Consider the following 20,037-nt stretch of genomic DNA (forward strand, 5'->3'; position numbering starts at 1 on the left):
TTAAGGTCATAGTGGACTGCGAAAAAGGAGTGGCAGAAAGTTGAAAAGACAGCTTGTACTGGAAAACGGGGCGGCTTTTATCGGCGAAGCGTTCGGCAGCTTCAGAGTGTCAAAAGGGGAAGTCGTTTTTAATACGGGAATGACCGGATATCAGGAAGTGATCACCGATCCGTCATACTGCGGCCAGATCGTAACGCTGACTTATCCGCTGATTGGTAATTATGGGATTAACCGCTCCGACAATGAGTCCGGGCGGCCCAGTATATCGGGCTTAGTTGCCCGGGAAGTTTCTGAAGATCCTTCCCACTGGCAGAAAGACAAGACGTTAAGTGAATGGTTGGCCGAATATGATGTGCCTGGAATCAAGGGAATCGATACCCGGAAGCTGACAAAAATGATCCGGGAATATGGCACGCTCAGAGGAAAAATCGCTTCTGTTGAAGAAAATTCGTCAGAAATAGCACAGGAACTGAAAAAATGGCCACTGCCCACGGATCAGATCAGCCGCGTCTCGACAAAGTCGGCCTATGTTACTCCGGGATCGGGTCCCCGCATTGTGCTTGTTGATTTTGGCGCGAAACAGGGTATTCTGCGAGAGTGCATCAAACGCGGTTTCGATGTGGTGGTCGTCCCCTATCAGACGACTGCCAAGGACATACTTAAGCTTCATCCGGACGGCCTTTTATTAAGCAACGGACCCGGAGATCCAAAAGATGTCCCGGAAGCGATTCAGATGGTCCGCGATATGCTCGGTAAAGTGCCGCTCTTTGGCGTCTGTCTCGGGCATCAGCTGTTTGCTCTTGCTTCCGGAGCGAATACTGTGAAAATGCGCTTCGGCCACCGCGGTGTCAACCATCCGGTTAAAGATCTTCGGACCGGAAAATTTGCGATTACATCACAGAACCACGGATTTACAGTTGAACAGGCATCACTTGAAGGAACGGAACTCGAAGCGACTCATATCGCCATTAATGATGGGACCATCGAAGGCTTGCGCCACAAATGCTATCCGGCGTTCAGCGTTCAGTTTCATCCGGAAGCCTCACCGGGACCGGATGACAGTCAGGGCTTGTTCGACGACTTTATGACGATGGTTAACACACATAGGAAAGAAGGTGCCGGTCTTGCCTAAAAGAACGGATATCCATAAAATTCTAGTCATTGGATCCGGACCGATCATCATTGGACAGGCTGCGGAATTTGACTACTCGGGAACACAGGCCTGTCAATCGTTGAGGGAGGAGGGCTATGAGGTCGTCCTTGTGAACTCCAATCCGGCAACAATCATGACAGATACCGATATTGCTGACCATGTATATATTGAACCGCTGACTGTTGAATTCGTCAGCAAGATCATTCGTAAAGAAAATCCCGATGGACTTCTTGCCACGCTGGGCGGGCAAACAGGGCTGAACCTGGCTGTTCAACTGCATCAGTCAGGAATATTAGACGAGCTGAATGTGCAGCTTCTCGGCACCAAACTGGAAAGCATCGAAGAAGCGGAGGACCGGGAAAAATTCCGCGACTTAATGCTTAAGCTTGGGGAACCGGTTCCCCCGAGCGAAACGGTGACAGATTTCGGCGAAGCCAAAAAATTCGTTGAGAAGATACATCTTCCTGTGATCATTCGCCCTGCTTTTACCCTGGGTGGAACCGGGGGCGGCATCGCGTCAACGGATGAAGAACTGGAAACTATTACGGAAAATGGCTTGAAGCTGAGTCCGGTTCACCAGGTTCTGATTGAAAAAAGCATCGCCGGCTTTAAGGAAATTGAGTTTGAGGTCATGCGTGACAGCAATGACGGAGCGATTTCCGTCTGCCACATGGAAAACATCGATCCGGTCGGGATCCATACTGGCGATTCGATTGTAACGGCGCCTTGCCAGACGCTTAGCGACCGTGACTTGCAGCACTTGCGCAGTGTATCACTGCGGATCGTCCGTGCACTGAAAATCGAAGGCGGGTGCAATGTCCAGCTGGCTCTTGATCCGAGCAGCGACCGCTACTATATCATTGAGGTTAATCCACGTGTCAGCCGTTCGTCTGCCCTTGCATCCAAAGCGACCGGATACCCGATAGCCAAAGTGGCAGCAAAAATTGCCGTTGGCTACCGTTTGGATGAAATCAGAAACGCGGTCACCGGCACGACTTTTGCCAGTTTTGAGCCGACACTCGATTACGTCGTAACGAAAATCCCGCGCTGGCCGTTTGATAAATTCGATGATGCTAAACGGACACTCGGCACACAGATGAAGGCGACAGGCGAGGTACTGGCAATGGGCCGGAACTTTGAAGAGTCTCTTCTGAAGGCCGTCCGGTCGCTTGAAAACGGAACAAGGCATCTTGAACTTAAAGAAGCCAGGGAAATGACGCTTGATGACCTCTATGAGAACATAGCCAAACAGGATGACCGCCGGCTGTATTTCATTGCCGAAGCCATCCGTCGCGGAGCATCGATAGATACGATTTGGGACATAACAAAAATCAATTCGTTTTTCCTGAATAAAATCGCCCATATTGTCCGCATTGAGGATCAGCTAAAATCACATCCGGAAGATGCCAGTACGTTGCTTAAAGCAAAAAAACACGGCTTTTCGGATGCCGAGGTTGCAGAGTGCTGGAACATGACCGATCAGTCAGTCTCGGAATGGCGAAAAGCGCGCGGTATCCGTCCTGTTTATAAGATGGTTGATACATGTGCCGGTGAATTTGCATCGGCAACACCTTATTATTACAGTGCTTATGAGGAAGAAAATGAATCACTGGTTTCGAATCGGGAAAGCGTTGTTGTTCTTGGTTCGGGACCGATCCGGATCGGCCAGGGCGTTGAATTTGATTATGCGACGGTTCATGCGGTATGGGCGATCAAACAGCAAGGCTATGAAGCGATTATGATCAATAATAATCCGGAAACTGTCTCAACCGATTTCAGCATTTCCGATAAACTCTATGTCGAGCCGCTGACGCTGGAAGATGTCATGCACGTCATTGATCTGGAAAAACCCATGGGTGTCGTGGTGCAGTTTGGCGGCCAGACCGCCATTAATCTGGCTGCCGGTCTGGCTGCAAACGGAGTCCGGATTCTCGGAACATCGCTTGACGCGATGGATCAGGCGGAAGACCGCGACCGGTTTGAGCAGCTTCTGCATCAGCTGAAGGTCGACCGCCCGGCTGGCGATACGGCTTTCTCAACAGAAGAGGCGGTAAAGATTGCCGGGCAGCTCGGCTATCCGGTCTTGGTCCGTCCATCGTATGTGCTTGGCGGACGGGCGATGGAGATTGTGTACCATGAAAAAGATCTGATTCACTATATGAGTAATGCGGTTCGTATTAATCCGGATCACCCGGTGCTTGTTGATCGTTATCTTGTCGGGACAGAGATTGAGCTGGATGCTTTGTCAGACGGTAAGGATGTCTACATTCCGGGAATTATGGAACATATTGAACGAGCAGGTGTCCACTCCGGAGATTCCATTGCTGTCTATCCGTCACAGACCTTAAGCGGACAGATCAAGGAAGAGGTCGTGGATATCGCTATCAGGATTGCGAAAGGGCTGAAAGTGGTCGGCCTTCTGAATATTCAGTTTGTCATTCACGAGAATCATGTATATGTTATTGAAGTCAACCCGAGGGCGAGCCGTACTGTCCCATTTTTGAGCAAGATTACAGGTGTGCCATTGGCGAAAGTGGCAACCCAGCTGATTCTTGGCGAGACGCTGGAAGGACTTGGCTATGAGACAGGCATTCATCCCGAGCCTGCGCACAATGTATTTGTCAAAGCTCCCGTCTTTTCTTTCGCCAAACTGCGCAGTGTCGATGTCACTCTCGGACCCGAGATGAAATCGACGGGAGAAGTCATGGGTCAGGATGTGACACTTGAAAAGGCGCTTTACAAAGGACTGCTGGCAAGCGGGATATCGATCCCTTCTCATGGCACTGTGCTGTATACAATCGCTGACAAGGACAAGGAAGAAGCGCTGGATCTTGTCAAACGGTTCTACGACATCGGCTTTAATATTTTAGCAACCGAAGGGACAGCAAAAATGATTGCCGCGCGCCATCTGCCGGTTACCGTTGTCAATAAAATCGGAGGCCCGGTGCCCAATCTTCTTGAAACCATCCGGCACGGGGGAGCACAGTTTGTCGTCAATACACTGACCCCGGGGCAGCGCCCGGCAAGAGACGGATTCCGTATCCGCCGTGAATCAGTTGAAAATGGTGTTGTCTGCCTGACTTCTCTGGACACGACCGAAGCACTGCTGACTGTTCTGGAATCGCTGGCATTCAGAACGGAATGCATGCCGAAGATGGATGACCATTCGTTTGCTGCCGCAGCTAAGCAGGGTGACCAGGAAGGTGTCATCCGATGATTCAGGAAGACATGATCACTCTTTCACAGCGGGAGATCGCCGATGATATTTTTGAATTGAAACTGCAGGGGGAGATTTCCGGCGAAATCAGTGAACCTGGACAATTCGTCCATATACGTGTCGGTAGTGAATCCGGCTCAGTCGCTCCACTGCTTCGCAGGCCGATCAGCATCTGCACAGCCGATCAGCGACATCAGCAACTGACGCTTATATACCGCAGTACTGGTCTGGGGACGCAACTCCTCTCGCACGCGGTCAAAGGTCAGAAAATTGATGTGTTCGGCCCGCTCGGACATGGTTTTCCGGTCGGTGCAGTTTCTGAAGGAGGACGCGCTCTGCTGATCGGCGGTGGTGTCGGGGTCCCGCCGCTCTATGGGTTATCGCAGGCGCTCGCAGACAAAGGCGTGCAGATCACTCACGTGCTTGGATTTAGATCTGAGAAAGACATCTTTTATGAGAACGAATTCGCCGAACTCGGCGAGACTATTATACTGACAGAGGACGGCACCAACGGCCGGGTAGGCCGGGTCACCGATGTACTTGCCGATCTGGATTTTGATGTTGCATACGCGTGCGGGCCGCTTCCGATGCTGATAGCTGTTCAGAAAATGATCACCTCGAAACCGCTCTATTTATCGATGGAACAGCGGATGGGTTGCGGTATTGGCGCTTGTATGGCTTGTGCGGTTCATACAGTGAATCCGAATGACGACAAAGGGTATCGGCGCGTCTGCTGTGACGGTCCCGTATTCAGAGCAGGGGAGGTTGAACTATGCTAGACGTTCATTTGCCCGGGCTTGATCTGAAAAATCCGGTCATGCCTGCATCCGGTTGCTTTGCTTTTGGCGCGGAATATGGTAAGCTCTATGATCTGAATCAGCTCGGCGCGATTATCATTAAGGCGGCAACGCTTGAGGCACGTTTTGGCAATCCAACGCCGCGGGTTGCTGAAACACCCGGTGGAATGTTGAACGCAATCGGACTTCAGAACCCCGGTGTGGACAAAATCATCAGTCACGAACTTCCCCGGCTGGCAAAATATGATGTTCCCATTATTGCCAATATCGCTGGCAGCGAAATGTCGGACTATGTGCGCACGGCTGAAAAAATGTCGAAAGATCCGGTTGTCAAGGCCCTTGAACTCAATATCTCCTGCCCGAACGTGAAACACGGGGGCATTTTATTTGGCACGGTTCCTGAGGTTGCTGCCGAATTAACGGCTAGAGTCAAGGCAGTCTCTGAAAAACCTGTTTATGTAAAACTATCGCCTAATGTCACAGATATCGTAGCCATGGCTCTGGCAGTTGAACAGGCGGGAGCTGACGGGCTGTCAATGATCAACACACTGCTTGGCATGCGTATTGATCTGAAGACACAGAAACCGATACTTGCGAACAAAACGGGCGGACTGAGCGGTCCGGCCATCAAACCGGTTGCTATCCGCATGATTTATGAAGTCAGCCAGAAAGTAAAGATACCGATCATCGGGATTGGCGGAATCCAGAACGCGGACGATGTCATCGAGTATTTTCTGGCGGGTGCTCGTGCTGTCGCGATTGGGACCGCAAATTTTATTAATCCATTTGTTTGTATGGAGATTATTCATGACCTTCCGAAGAAACTTGAAGCGATGCATATTGACGATATTAATGAACTGGTAGGAAGGAGCTGGAAAAAGTGAGTGAAGAAGAACAGCGCATCATCGTCGCATTGGATGTATCGACGAAAGAAGAGATGTTCCGAATCTTAAAGCAGATCAATCGGCCTGGTTGTTATGTCAAAGTCGGGATGGAGCTTTACCTTCAGGAAGGTGCAGATGTTGTTCGCGAGTTGAAGGACAGCGGTTATTCAGTCTTTCTTGATCTAAAGTTGCATGATATTCCTCATACAGTGAACAAAGCGATGAAAGGGCTGGCCCGCGTCGGAGCGGACATGGTTAACGTCCACGCCGCGGGAGGATCAGAAATGATGCGGGCGGCCGTTGACGGACTTGGAGATGGTGCATTTAAGAAACGTCCGATCTGTCTTNGCCGCGGGAGGAAATGATGCGGGCGGCCGTTGACGGACTTGGAGATGGTGCATTTAAGAAACGTCCGATCTGTCTTGCAGTAACGCAGTTGACCAGCACGGATCAGAATATGCTTGAAAATGAACTGATGATTGGGCATCCCATTCTTGATGTCATCACACACTATGGCGAACTTGCATATCAGTCCGGATTGGACGGTGTCGTTTGTTCGGCATGGGAGGCAAAGCAGATGAAAGCTCGCACGTCGCCTTCCTTCCTTGCTGTTACACCGGGTATACGTTTGAAATCAGATGCTGCCGGTGATCAGAAACGGATCGCAGAACCAGCGCAGGCACGAACGCTTGGCAGTGATTATATCGTTGTCGGACGCAGCATCACGGCTGCGGAAAACCCGGCTGAAGCATTTCAGCGCGTTGCAAATGAATGGGGGAAAAGTAAGTGGAAAATAACAAACTGATTGCTAACCATCTATTAAAAATTAATGCGGTAGTCCTGAGCCCGGATGAACCATTTACATGGGCATCCGGCATTCATTCGCCGGTATACTGTGACAACCGGCTGATTATGGGCTACCCGGAAATATGGAAAGACGTGATCGGAGCTTTTGTCGATCTGATCCGTACACATTATCCGGAAGCTGAACTTATCGCCGGTACAGCGACCGGCGGCATTGCTCATGCGGCGCTTATTGCTGAGGCGATGCAACTGCCGATGGTCTACGTCCGTTCATCGGCCAAATCGCACGGTCGCAAAAAACAGATTGAAGGCACTGTCAGGCCCGGTCAGAAAGCAGTCGTGATTGAAGATTTGATTTCAACCGGTGGCAGCGTTCTGACAGCTGCCCATGCACTGAAAGATGCCGGAGTAAATGTACTTGGGGTCGCAGCTATTTTTACATATTTGCTCCCACAGGCAGATAAAAACTTTGTAGAAGAAAGCACGAAATTAAATACACTTACCGATTTTGAAACTTTGATCCACCTGGCTGTTGAGCAGGGGACAATCAGCGGTGCACAGCTTGAACAATTGAAGAAGTGGTACGCCAACCCGACATCGGAAGACTGGGAACATTGAATCGATCATAAAGAAAAATAGTAATTATGAGCCATCCTTTTTGAGGATGGTTTTTATTATTGCTCGTATACATGATTCCGCGTCAAATACGTACGAAAATATACGGGTATTGCACAGGTAAATAGAGATGAAGAGAAGAAGGAAAAGGGGACTTGTACGTGAAGCGTTCAAAGAAAATACAGATCCCCGCTTTGATAAGCATTCTTTTTGTATTTGCTTTTGATAACTATTTGGGCGATCCCTCGTTTACCGATCTTTTCAACAGTATATCCGCTGCAACAGTTATTTTTACAATCCTTTTTCCCGTAGCCAATGGTTTGGCGAATTATCAGTACAGATCAATAAAGTGTGCTTAGAAATGGCTCATTGTGCTAGTCCTGTCGTCCGTTCCTTATATCACCTAGCTTTACGTATACCCGCGGACGGCCCGTAATACATATCCTGTTTTCATGCATTACCTGGTGGCACAGGGAGAATCTACTGAGAGTATCAGTTATTAATTATCGCGCATTTCCGGATCTCATGCAGGGAGGATATTCTTGTGAGATTCGATTGAAAAATGACCCTGCATATCTGTACGATTATTCAATACGTGATGGTCAGGTTATTTTCATGGTGATCAATCTTAATCGCATCAACCTCCAACAAAATCAATCATGCCACCCGATCCGGCTTCCGGATAAATATGGCCGCTGGGAATGCCACGGAATACTTCGGAAAAGCGGCCGTTGGTAATCAGAGCGACATCCTCCAGTTTCCGGATAGGCAGGAAAAAGCGTATCCACCTATTTCTCATCACAATCCCGTCAACGATAGCAATGGTATTGAACTTAAACGGATCACTGCCGGTTTTGTGGATCGCCTGTCTGGCCCCATCCGCCAATTTTTTCAGAATGATAGCCACATAGAAATTACAGACAGCGATGAATAGTTTCTGCATAGGCTCTCCATTTTTAATCATACCGATCCGCAGCAGGTTCCGGGCCGATGTTCCGTCCAATCCCTTTTTGATTTCATCATTTATCATGGTTCTTCACCCTTCCGCGTTATGCTTTTTTCTTTTTACGCTTTTCAGTTAAAAAAAGAGCCCCCATCCGCTAACAGGAATGGGAGCCCTTGTCCGGGTTCCCATTCAACGCCAATGAGGACCCAAGCAATCGTTAAATTTACAGCGATTGCCGGAGTCCTAAATAATAATAATGCAGGATAATTGCACGTCGAATAGGGATGGCATAGGATAATCTCCTTGTATGATTCGAGTGATTTTTAAATTGGATTAAATATAATACGTTTACAAGCCAAAGTCAATCATTTCGCAGAAAAAACAGAAAAAATATATTGTTCCGATCAATTTGCGACTACGGCAAGGAACATCGGGTTTTATCAAAAATTAAAGGGGGGAAGAGCACACGCACGGAAAAGTGAAAATGAAATGCAGGTTCATAAACAGACCAATGTGAAAATATAGAATTAATCATGGGAAGACTGCAAAGAACACTCTCTTTCCAGAGTATTGCAAAACAGCTACAAAAAAATTTTTTATCAACTTCCGCTTTCGAATTTCCTCATATATGGCAAAATTTATCAAGTAGGAAATTTGAAAAAAATCAAAAAAAGGGGGTTGACCGATTTTTTTTTGCGTACTAACATTTGTGTCACTCCCACAGAAAATTTATCACATGCGTCTCAAGGATCCGGAACGTTGTGATAAAAATCGCTGAGTGTGGGGGAGAAAAAGGTGGCAGCAGGTATTAGGCTGCCAGGCTGGAAATAAAATAGTCTAAGAGATTTCGGGGACTGGATGAACAGATAGAAAGATCGAGGCTTATGCTCCGGACTGAATTCCATCACAAATATTTGTTGACTTTGATTTTCGGGGAAAGGAGGGCAATCAGCGTGGCATGGACAACGAAAACAGAGGATCAACCTAAGTTTACATGCAGTACCGGTGCAGATGTTCTCATTCAAACGATTCTTCATGAGGGCACCAAAGTCATTTTTGGTTATCCGGGCGGAGCAGTATTGCCGATCTATGATGCTCTTTACAGGAAAAAAGTCAGACATGTTCTGACACGTCACGAGCAAGGGGCAATTCACGCGGCCGAGGGCTATGCGCGAGTATCCGGGAAACCGGGTGTTGTGATCGCCACAAGCGGTCCGGGTGCGACAAACCTTGTCACCGGACTAATGGACGCGTCCATTGATTCCCTGCCGGTTGTAGTTTTTACAGGCCAGGTGGCCAGATCCGTTATTGACACCGACGCTTTTCAAGAAGCAGATGTAATGGGTATTACCGCACCGGCAACCAAACATAATTTTCAAGTGAGGAACCTGCATGATTTGCCGCGGATAGTCAAAGAAGCCTTTTATATTGCAACGACCGGACGTCCGGGGCCAGTTCTTGTCGATCTGCCGAAAGACATTTGCGCATCCCGGGCCTATTGGAAACCGGAAGATACCAACATTGATCTGCCTGGCATTGATCTGCCGGGTTATCATGTTCCTGATAAGGCCGCAAAAGAAAAGATTTACCGACTGGCTGAAGCTGTTGAAAAAGCGCAGCGTCCGGTCCTGCTTGCCGGAGCCGGTGTGATTCACGCCAAGGCCTCTGGCCGGATGCAATCATTTGCTCAAAACCGCCAGATCCCAGTCGTGACGACACTTCTCGGATTGGGCAGCATGCCGGCATCTCATCCCTTGTTCCTTGGTATGGGCGGTATGCATGGCACTTATACTGCCAACATGGCCCTTTCGGAATGCGATTTGCTGATTAATATCGGATCCCGTTTTGATGATCGATTGACAGGAAATCTATCGAAATTTGCTCCGGAAGCCAAGGTGGCACACGTGGATATCGATCCTTCTGAAATTGGGAAAAACGTAGCGGTTGATTATCCAATAGTCGGCGACGCGGACACTGTTCTGCGGCAGCTTGAAAAAGCAGCGGGACCTTGCCCGGATAGACAAAACTGGCTAAAGCACCTGAATGTCTATGCTCAGAAACATCCGCTGCATTATGAGGTTCCCGAGGACAAAACGATTCCACCTCAACGCGTTGTGGAGCGTGTCTGTTATTTTGCCGGACCGGATGCGATCATTGCGACAGATGTCGGCCAGCACCAAATGTGGACCGCTCAATATTATCGATTTGAACATCCCAATCATTTTGTCAGTTCCGGGGGCCTTGGTACGATGGGGTTTGGGTTTCCTGCAGCGATCGGCGCACAGATTGCCAAACCGGAAAAGAAAGTCGTGGCGATTGTCGGAGACGGCGGTTTTCAAATGACTCTTCAGGAATTGGCTGTTATCAAAGAATTACATTTGCCGGTCAAAATTATTATTTTAAATAATCATGCTTTAGGCATGGTGCGCCAGTGGCAGGAGGCGTTTTATGAGAAAAGATACGCCCACTCCATCCCGTCTTTTCAACCTGATTTTGTCAGGCTCGCTGAGAGCTATGGTGTCGCCGGCCGGAAAGTCACAAAACTGGATGATTTAGACAATGTTCTTGAATCTGCCATGATAACGCCTGATCCTGTTTTGGTCGATTGCCGTGTCAGACAGATGGAAAATGTCTTCCCAATGGTTGCACCCGGAAAGGGACTACAAGAGATGACGGGGGTATGAAAAAATGGAGCGGACAATTGTTGCGATTGTTTCCAGTAAACCCAGTGTGCTCGGGCGTATAGCCACCCTGATGTCCAGAGGTAATCTGGATATCGACAGTCTGGCCATGCACAAGCTCGGGACAAAAAAAGGAATATCCGACATCAGCATGCTTGTTAACGTAGAAGATGAGCATCAGACAGATCGGCTGGTTAAACAGTTGGATAAGCTGATCGATGTTATTTCGGTGGCGGATATGACATAACAGGAAAAACGTATTAAGTGTATAGAAGTTAACTCATGCGTGGGTACTATGTACTAAAACATATATAAAGGGGATATACAAAATGGCAGCAAAAGTTTACTATGACAAAGATATTGACGAAAGCGTGCTTCGCGGCAAAAAGGTTGCCGTTCTTGGTTACGGCTCGCAAGGCCACTCTCAGGCACAGAACCTGCGCGACAGTGGATTTCAGGTGACGGTCGGTGTCAGGCGGGGAAAATCATGGGACAAAGCGATTCGTGACGGTTTTGAGGTCAAGACGGTTAAGGAAGCATCTGAAGAAGCGGATGTCATCATGATGTTGCTGCCCGACGAAAAACAGACTGGGGTTTATTATCAGGAAGTTGAATCTGGATTGAAGCCTGGAAACGCCCTCGGTTTTGCACACGGTTTTAATATCCATTTCAATCAGATCGTGCCCCCTGACTTCGTCGATGTCTTTTTGGTTGCACCCAAAGGTCCGGGTCACTTCTGCCGCCGCGAATACCTCAATGGCGGCGGTGTCCCTGCGTTTGTCGCCGTGCAGCAGGATGCAACAGGCCAGGGTGAAGCGCTAGTTTTTGCCTATGCAAAGGCTTTAGGAGCAGCCCGCGCCGGTGTCCTGAAAACCACGTTCAAGGAAGAGACGGAAACCGATCTGTTCGGCGAACAGGCTGTCCTGATGGGCGGCCTGACTCATTTGATCGAGGCAGGGTTTGAGACACTGGTCGAGGCAGGCTATCAGCCGGAAAATGCCTATTTTGAAACCTGTCACGAAATGAAAATGCTTACCGATCTGATCTATGAGAACGGACTGACAGGCATGCGCTATTCCTGCTCCGACACGTCTAAATTTGGCGATTTCACAGTAGGCCCTTATGTCATCGATAAAGACACAAAAGCCCGTATGAAAAAAGTGCTGGAAGATATCCAATCCGGTAAATTCGCCCGCAGCTGGCTGCTTGAAAATAAGGTCGGCAGGCCGATGTTCAACGCACTCATGGAAAAAGAGAGCAACTCGGAGTTGGAGCAGGTCGGCAGAAAACTGCGCAAACTGATGCCCTTTGTCAAACAAGGTAAGCAGGACAGTGAAGACATCACAGAAAATGTCGCACAATAAAAGATTCGTTTAGTTTAGCACAGCGAGCGCTGTAAAGTAAGAACAGGCTGAAAATTTTTATGAAAAAGTTTATGAGAATCTGTTCGAGAGGGAGAGATTACAGGTTAAGAGCGCAGCGCCTTGCAGCGGCTGTACTTAACCTATCGACTTTTTTGAACATCTTCTATCAGGGAGTGTGAAGATACATTGGGGATTCCTTGCAATTAGCAGATATATTGGCAGCCATGCAATGTCTGGCACCGATTGTTCACCGGACGCCGATGACCGAGTCCGCAACCTTTGATGACCTGACTGGCGCACATCTTCATTTTAAGCTGGAAAATCTGCAGCGCACCGGGTCATTCAAATTGCGCGGTGCGTTCAATAAAGTTTCCTGTTTATCACCAGAACAAGCTGCCCGGGGCATTGTGACGGCATCGGCTGGAAATCATGCCCAGGGGGTCGCTCTGTCGGCTTCAAAAAAACAGATAAAAGCCAAGATATATATGCCGGCAGACACGCCGAAAACCAAAATACGGGCAACCGAAGCTTATGGGGCGGAAGTTGTCCTGACAGGAGAATCCTATCAGGAATCCTTTGAAGCCGCGGCACGGGATCGGGAGTCGAGCGGTGCTACATTTGTTCACGCCTTTGATGACTATCAGGTAATGGCAGGACAGGGAACCGTGGCGCTTGAAATGCTGCAGCAGTGCCCGGAACTGCAAACTGTTCTTGTGCCGATCGGCGGCGGCGGACTGGCGGCCGGCGTGGCGACCTATCTAAAAAGTGTAAAACCGGATATCCGGGTCATCGGCATTCAGTCTGAATGTGCGCCGGCGATGCACGATTTGTATCACCACAAAGTCCATCAGGTGCAGCAGTTGGTGACCGGGATAGCCGAAGGTATTCTTGTCAAAGAACCGGGTCGAAAGACTTTTCCAATTATTGCTCATTATCTTGATGATATCGTTACCGTTTCCGATCAGAAAATTGCCGGGGCGATGATTCTGCTGCTTGAACGAAGCAAACTTCTTGTTGAAGGTGCAGGGGCGTCTGCACTGGCTGCTGTACTCTCCGGTCGAGTGCCCGTTCGTGGCAGGCAAGTCGGCATGATCGTCAGCGGGGGAAATGTTGACCCGGAAAAGCTTTCCATGTTAAAACAAATGGCCTTTCCGGCTTTAAAGAAAATTGGTAAAGAAGATTACGGAACATGACCATTTATCCCGGGAAACAGGAGGGGAAGGAGGCCAAAGCAAATGATGATTGATGCCCGCGATATCAGCTGGAGACGGGAAAGCAAAGAAGTTCTGAGCCATGTTACCTGGCAGGTGCGGAAGGGAGAACAGTGGTCCTTGGTCGGACTAAATGGCTCCGGAAAAACGACGCTGCTCAAAATGATTAACGGCTATATCTGGCCGACAAGCGGTACACTGTCGGTACTTGGTCATCCATTCGGACAAATTGACCTTCGCAGGCTGCGTCGGAGAATCGGCTGGGTCAGCTCAGCGCTTGCAAGCAGATTGAGACCGCAGGAGCATCCGGAAAACATTGTGCTAAGCGGAAAATTTGCCTCCATCGGTCTGTACGATGAGCCGGCAGAAGGGGATCGCAGCCGGGCGAAGGAAATTCTCGAACGCCTGGACTGCAGCTCCTTTTCCAACAGGCCGTTTGGAACCCTTTCTGAGGGCGAAAAGCAGCGGGTATTGATTGGACGTGCTTGGATGGCATCCCCGGAATTACTGATTCTGGATGAACCATGCAATGGGCTCGACATCTTTGCCAGGGAACAGCTCCTGTCGATTATCCGGCAGATGGCATCTTCACCCGGTGCACCGACAATGATCTTTGTCACGCATCATGTCGATGAAATTCTGCCGTGCTTTAATCACACCTTATTGTTAAAAGCGGGGGCAATCTATCAATCCGGGTTAACCAGAAAAATCATGACCCCAGAAAATATGACCGCTTTTTATGGCGGCAGCGTCATCGTTGAGCAGCACGGTGAAAGGCTGTCGATGGCCATCCGGTCATGAGAGAGGACTCAGCAGGCTATAAGAATGCTATTAACTGAGCGCGAGATTGAGTGGTAACATCGGATCTGGATTCGAAAAAGTTTGGAAAACATTCTATTCATATGTCCAAAAGGCATCACTAAGTTGATTAAACCGCGTGTTGTTGAGTGGGTCTATAGCAATAGAGACTATAGCGAGATACTAAACAGAAACCTTTTTGCCTTAGCAAAGCTGGTTGGTTAATCAGCAGGCGAAAAGGCTTCTTTTTTATCCGGGAAAACAGTTTTACAAAAAAGATTTTAATAAGATACTTATCCGATATATAAGATAGTCAAACGCAAAGAGTTATTACATGATGTCAGTTTGACCATGGATAGAGGAAAAATATACGGACTCTTAGATCGGGAGGGTTCAGCAAAGACAGTATTGCTTCAAATGATCTGCGGACTCATCACACCGACTTCCGGATCAATTACGGTGAACGGAAAACCGTTGTATCAAGATCTTTCATTTCCTGACAGCCTGGGGGCTGTTATTGAGGCCCCAGGATTTTGTGATTTTCTTACAGGCTTTGAGAATTTAAAAATACTGGCAGAAATCAGAAGGTCGATTACAGACGAAATAATCAGAGAAACGTTGACAAGGGTTGGGCTGGATGCCGAGGACGGACGCGTCTGTAAAAATTATTCACAGGGCATGAAACAGCGCCTTGCCCTTGCCCAGGCCTTGATGGAAAACCCCGATCTGTTGATTCTTGATGAACCAATGCACGCTTTGGGTGTAGAAGGCAGAGCGCTGATCCGTCAATTGCTGCTAAGTGAGAAAGGGAAGGGGACAACGATTTTATTTGCCAGTCGCAGCAAAGAAGAAATACAGCTTCTCTCAGATGAAGGAATTGAAATAAATGATGGCTATTTGAAAGAAAATGTCGGATAAACGAAACGGTCTGCGTTTTTAAATGTAAAAAATTTCAGCATTTCAGAGAGCACAAAATTACAGATCACGCAAAAAATTTGCGGTGACCCCGCAATAAGTTTGCGGCTTCGCGGGAGCCAATTCGTATTACAATAAAGTAGAACATAAATTAATCCCGATATGTATTAAGCGAACAAGTCAAAAACCTCCCCCTTTTTTTGTACTTGCTTAGTACATATTTTTTTATTGAATTTTTTACAAATCCAGTTGAATGTTTTTGCTGCTAATGACACTTATGATGCAACACATATTATACCAATGAAAGGATACTGCAGTGCATAGATTGGGAGATAATGCAGAAAGATATCACTTATTGTTTTATGAATTTTTTAACATTGTAGGAGCTGGCTATGAACGAGAAACGGATATTGATTAATGTGTTATTCACATTGTTTCTAATAATTCTAGGAAGCGTGCTCGTTTATCACTTATATTGGCAGCATAGCCGTGAAGTTGCTTGGTCGGCAATCAATCAATATATAACAAAGCAAAGAATTGCCCAAAAAGCTATCGAAGTCTCAGCTACAGTTCGAAGGAAGTTCGAAATATATTAAGTATTTAAAGAATATTAAGAGAACAGCTTTTCTAGAATTAGAAGATATCTCTAATGAACCTGGTGCCATCAACCCGAATTATAGTAAGTATTATGCGGTTAAGGTTTATTATGGAGAATTGAATATCCAAGTGCGGGATCCAGCATTAGTTCCGAGTTTAGGGGGAACGAACTATCGAAGATTTATACTCGTTAAAAAAGATAAAAAAAGTTTATGGTTTATCGATACAGATGAAGATACCCCGCGGCAATAATTGAATTTGAGAGTTTCTGCATTGAATTTTCCTAATTTTTCAAGAATTATTTTTATTAGTCCTTGTAAAAACACTTAGAAGCTGATCGAATCATTAAGATCTGACAGCATATTGCGGGTTTTTGTTATCGGGGCATATGCCATCAGGGATAAAAGGGTAATTAGGTTTATATAAAAGAGACAATGTTCCCAAACAAAGCTGTGACTTAATATCAATACATTCATCGTGAATCTTTTCTACAAGTTTAATAATCGATTCCATACCGCAAAAATATTGCGGTGACCACGCAATATTTTTGCGTGCCCAAATAAAAAATTCGGGGTTATAATTAAGGAAAAATATAGAAGGGAGGGAAGGAGAATCGAAAAAACCAGGAATGATGAGACGGTCTTGATTAAACAAATGATGCATCAGCAGGTTGAGGACTTCTTGCGCGATGCAGGTATGAAAGCGGCCGCTCACACGTATGTGGATTATTATGGAGAAAGAGACTTGCAGTTTGGCCGACTGACATTGCTGCATCACGAGATGTTAGGTGGCAGTAATCCAGATATTGATCAGATTGCGGCAGCGGTCGAGTGGCTCGTTCTATCTGCTAATATTATCGATGATTGGCAGGATCGTGATCGGAAAGGGCCTCCATGGATGAAAGACGAAGCGGATCAGGCGCTGACACTGGAAAACAGTTTTCTTTTGCTGGCTTTATCCATACTTCAGAAAATGTCTTCCAAGGTAGGCCAGGACAACTGTTTACAAACCATTACCGATCATTTAAATGATGCGTTACATGGCCAATATTTGGACAGGCGGAACCAGATGATGAATGAAGACGATTATATTTCGATGGTTCAGCGTAAATCGGGGGCTTTAGCGGCGGTTGCCAGTCTGTCAGGTGTGCTGGCATCAGGGTATCCATGCGATTTGCAGATTGTTGAAAAATATTCGACGATCATCGGTGTCTGTGCCCAACTTAAAAATGATCTTCGGGACACGCTCCGGGTCGAAGGCAAAAGCGATCTTGTGAAAAAGAAAAGGACTCTGGCAACGATGTATCTGGCTGAACATCCAAGCTTGAATGGAGAGCGGATTGCCCTTTATTATCAATGTGGTTTATCGGAGAAACAGCTGGTTGACGAAAAAGAAAGTCTGGAAAAGTGGATTCAATCATCAGGTGTGATTCTGTATATTGACACATTGCGTACAGAGCAGAGGATTTACGCCAAGGAACTGATGGATCTTCTTCCGGTAAGCGATCGGGATAAAGAGCGACTCGAACAATTTCTTGGCTAACTATAAAAAATCATTTATGGGAGGCTTTAAAATGAAAAAATTTATCTATCAGCTTGCAGGACATCCGGAGTGGTTGGAACAAATTAAGAAAGGGAACTTTAAATTTCCTCAAAGTTTAACATTAGGGGAAAGAAAAGCGGTTGTAACAGCGGTACAAAATCAAGGTGGTGCAGTCTCTTATGGTGTTGAAGGCGAACGCGGATGGAATGGGTATTAAGTCTATTAAATTCTTAAACTTTTCTTTCCTGCTTTTTTGCCTGCTTTGCTCACTGCTGGTGGCTGCTTACTCACTATTGACGATCATCGCATACCCTGATATTGGATTGAGACTGGAAGTACACAATAATAAAGTTGTTGTAACTGATGTAGATCCGTACAGTTGGGCAGCGGGACAAACCATTCGCGCTGGCGACCAGATTCTTTATATTGACGGGAAAAAAGCAATTAATTTTATCGATGGATCAGGGTATCTGTATCATGCAAAAAACATTGAAACATTTTCAAAAGGTGTGCATCATTACCAGATAAATAATACTCTGTCATTTTTGAATCTCAGTTTTTCATTGTTAATTCCGGCAGCTTTTTTCTTATGCTGCTTTTTATTGTCCATTCTGCTTTTTAAGCATCATCGAACACTGACTAATGAAACACATGTCCTTATTGTTTTCTTTTCCGTCATCGGACCGGTTTTTCTGGACATCAGTACCAATCAGCGAATCTTGAACTGGACAGGCAGTCTTATTGAGTTCTCCATGACTATGGGGTTAGTTTTGCTTATTCATTTTCTAATGAATTATTTTCAGCCATGGAGCCACCGGATATCTAGCCGGCTGCTTTGTGTTCTATATTTTTGTTCGCTGATTATATTTGTTTCTCAAATCTATGGCACATTTAATTTTTATCTTTTACTTTACTTTGTATTTTTCACGGTTCTTTTTATTCTCTTCCTGCTTGCTGTACTTTATTTTCAATCGCAGGGCAAGGGAATGCGTAAACAGATTCAGGTGTTGCTGCTTGGGTTTTTCATGGGCTTATTCCCGTTTGTGATTTTGTATACATTGCCCAATCTGATGTTTCAGCAGGCAATTCTGGATTGGGAGTGGACGACACCTTTCTTTATCCTTGTGCCGCTGACACTTGGCTATCTCGTGCTCTCGTCCGTTATGATTGATGTTGACTTTATCGTTGATCGTTTCTCTTATTACGGTGCCATCAGTTTTATTTTTACCGGTTTATCTTTGGCAACTTTTTTTATCCTGGCACCGGATCAATCCTTGTTGAACTACGTTCGCTTTGCCCTCTGTATTTTTGGTCTGTCATTGCTGATCCTCTACTCAAAAGAATATGTTGATTTCCGGTTCCGAAAACAGCTTTTTCCGAAATGGCAAGACTATCAGGAAAGCTTGAATCGTTTACTGGAATGGGCGAGACCTGGCTATAAATTAACGGATTTAGCATTTATTTTGAAAAGGGAGATGGAACACTGCCTGCCAGTTGAGAATGTAACGCTCAAACGAAAGGCAGGCAGGAGCGCAAAATCTCCGGGCATTGATAAGCCAGAAGATCAATCGAGTCAGAGCTGCCAGCTTCCTCAGCCAGGCAACTTAAAACAATTTCAAACGAATGCTTTCGGATTTTGCGTACTCTTGTTTGAGAATCCGCAAAGCTGCGTCCTGCTAAGCGGTAGATGGAATAAGCCGAGGAAAGAACTCAACATTGATGAAAAAATGTGGCTTGAGTCTGTGCTCAATAATACACAAATCATGATTGAAAACCTGTATAAAGCTGAAGAGCTGGTTGATTTGCTGGGTCAGGCGGAACAGGGGCGTTACGAACTTCCGGGGACGGTTAAAAGGGCACTGTTTCGTGTTTCCGAGCGGGAGAGAAAACGGCTGTCGCGCGATTTACATGATACGAGTGTCCAGGATCAGCTTGCCCTGGCACGTGATATGGATGCTGAAAAGGGAAACTGGTCTGATCCATCCGTTCAGGAAAAGCTCGCCTCGCTGCGCCAGCGTGTTTTAGGCAACGTTCATGAATTGCGTCAGGTTGTTTATGAATTGTACCCTGTAACCCTTCAGAGAAAAGGTTTATACGATTCACTTCAGGATCTGTTTCAATTAACGGAAATGCGTGCTTCATTTTCTTTACACACCTATGTTAAAGGCTCCTTTGACATTGAGAATCCTGACTTGAAAACTGCCGTATATCGTGTAAGCCAAGAGCTGCTGACCAACGCCATCAAGCATTCCCAGGCGAAAAATGTGACCTTGATTATTGCCCAGGAAAAAGATCATTACGAATTATTGTACGATGACGACGGCATTGGGATGGAAGAAAATGTGGTGGGTCAGCCGTTCAGCACGATGGGTCTCCCCGGTTTGATCGGGCGGGTAGAAAGCACTGCCGGAAGAGTGATCATTCATTCCGTAAAAGAAGAAACGGCTCAAAAAGGGTTACATTTTGAAATTGTCTGGCCGTTGCATTAATGAAATGCTTCGAACGGGGGAAAT

General features: G+C 46.7%; 14 protein-coding genes and 2 pseudogenes. 15 read left to right on the forward strand and 1 reads right to left on the reverse strand.

Annotation, left to right across the window (positions count from 1 at the left end):
* Positions 1-40: 40 nt before the first annotated feature.
* From carA to pyrE, 6 genes and pseudogenes are all read left to right on the forward strand, one after another.
* Positions 41-1,132: a glutamine-hydrolyzing carbamoyl-phosphate synthase small subunit gene (carA, locus tag COP04_RS08715; RefSeq protein WP_100487614.1), complete on the forward strand. Its 1,092-nt coding sequence runs from the start codon at positions 41-43 to the stop codon at positions 1,130-1,132.
* Complete coding sequence (gene carB, locus COP04_RS08720) at positions 1,125-4,370, forward strand: carbamoyl-phosphate synthase large subunit (RefSeq protein WP_100487615.1); 3,246 nt, start codon at positions 1,125-1,127, stop codon at positions 4,368-4,370. The genes carA and carB overlap by 8 nt, the downstream gene beginning before the upstream one ends.
* Entirely contained in the window at positions 4,367-5,149 is a 783-nt protein-coding gene (locus tag COP04_RS08725; RefSeq protein WP_100487616.1) for a dihydroorotate dehydrogenase electron transfer subunit, read from the forward strand. Before carB ends, COP04_RS08725 begins: the two co-directional genes overlap by 4 nt.
* Positions 5,143-6,051: a dihydroorotate dehydrogenase gene (locus COP04_RS08730; protein WP_100487617.1), complete on the forward strand. Its 909-nt coding sequence runs from the start codon at positions 5,143-5,145 to the stop codon at positions 6,049-6,051. Before COP04_RS08725 ends, COP04_RS08730 begins: the two co-directional genes overlap by 7 nt.
* A 53-nt stretch (positions 6,052-6,104) precedes the next feature.
* A pseudogene (pyrF, locus tag COP04_RS20250) lies at positions 6,105-6,856 on the forward strand (orotidine-5'-phosphate decarboxylase).
* On the forward strand, positions 6,838-7,473 hold the full coding sequence (gene pyrE, locus COP04_RS08740; RefSeq protein ID WP_100489609.1) for an orotate phosphoribosyltransferase: 636 nt from the start codon (positions 6,838-6,840) through the stop codon (positions 7,471-7,473). The pseudogene pyrF and the gene pyrE overlap by 19 nt, the downstream one beginning before the upstream one ends.
* A gap of 643 nt (positions 7,474-8,116) precedes the next feature.
* Here the strand turns inward: pyrE and COP04_RS20750 are convergent.
* Positions 8,117-8,224 (reverse strand): annotated as a pseudogene (locus COP04_RS20750) (hypothetical protein); the annotation flags it as partial.
* A gap of 1,145 nt (positions 8,225-9,369) precedes the next feature.
* Between COP04_RS20750 and ilvB the strand changes: the two are divergent.
* From ilvB to COP04_RS08800, 9 genes are all read left to right on the forward strand, one after another.
* Positions 9,370-11,100, forward strand: a complete 1,731-nt coding sequence (ilvB, locus tag COP04_RS08755; protein WP_100487620.1) for a biosynthetic-type acetolactate synthase large subunit — start codon at positions 9,370-9,372, stop codon at positions 11,098-11,100.
* A 4-nt stretch (positions 11,101-11,104) separates the two neighbouring features.
* Positions 11,105-11,344, forward strand: a complete 240-nt coding sequence (locus COP04_RS08760; RefSeq protein WP_100487621.1) for an ACT domain-containing protein — start codon at positions 11,105-11,107, stop codon at positions 11,342-11,344.
* Between the two features lie 82 nt (positions 11,345-11,426).
* The gene (gene ilvC, locus COP04_RS08765; protein ID WP_100487622.1) at positions 11,427-12,461 is read left to right on the forward strand and encodes a ketol-acid reductoisomerase; all 1,035 of its coding nucleotides are present in this window, start codon (positions 11,427-11,429) and stop codon (positions 12,459-12,461) included.
* Positions 12,462-12,685: 224 nt separating this feature from the next.
* On the forward strand, positions 12,686-13,654 hold the full coding sequence (gene ilvA, locus COP04_RS08770) for a threonine ammonia-lyase (protein ID WP_100489610.1): 969 nt from the start codon (positions 12,686-12,688) through the stop codon (positions 13,652-13,654).
* 42 nt (positions 13,655-13,696) lie between these two features.
* Positions 13,697-14,473: an ABC transporter ATP-binding protein gene (locus COP04_RS08775; protein ID WP_100487623.1), complete on the forward strand. Its 777-nt coding sequence runs from the start codon at positions 13,697-13,699 to the stop codon at positions 14,471-14,473.
* A 306-nt stretch (positions 14,474-14,779) separates the two neighbouring features.
* Positions 14,780-15,388 (forward strand): ATP-binding cassette domain-containing protein, encoded by a 609-nt coding sequence (locus tag COP04_RS08780; RefSeq protein ID WP_275656881.1) that lies wholly within the window; start codon positions 14,780-14,782, stop codon positions 15,386-15,388.
* Positions 15,389-16,624: 1,236 nt separating this feature from the next.
* Complete coding sequence (locus COP04_RS08790) at positions 16,625-17,524, forward strand: polyprenyl synthetase family protein (protein WP_100487626.1); 900 nt, start codon at positions 16,625-16,627, stop codon at positions 17,522-17,524.
* 31 nt (positions 17,525-17,555) lie between these two features.
* On the forward strand, positions 17,556-17,741 hold the full coding sequence (locus COP04_RS08795) for a hypothetical protein (RefSeq protein WP_100487627.1): 186 nt from the start codon (positions 17,556-17,558) through the stop codon (positions 17,739-17,741).
* A complete protein-coding gene (locus tag COP04_RS08800) occupies positions 17,704-20,013 on the forward strand; it encodes an ATP-binding protein (RefSeq protein WP_100487628.1) in 2,310 nt (769 codons plus the stop codon). The genes COP04_RS08795 and COP04_RS08800 overlap by 38 nt, the downstream gene beginning before the upstream one ends.
* The last annotated feature ends 24 nt before the right edge of the window (positions 20,014-20,037 follow it).

Source organism: Sporolactobacillus pectinivorans, assembly GCF_002802965.1.
GTDB classification, from domain to species: Bacteria; Bacillota; Bacilli; order Bacillales; family Sporolactobacillaceae; genus Sporolactobacillus; species Sporolactobacillus pectinivorans.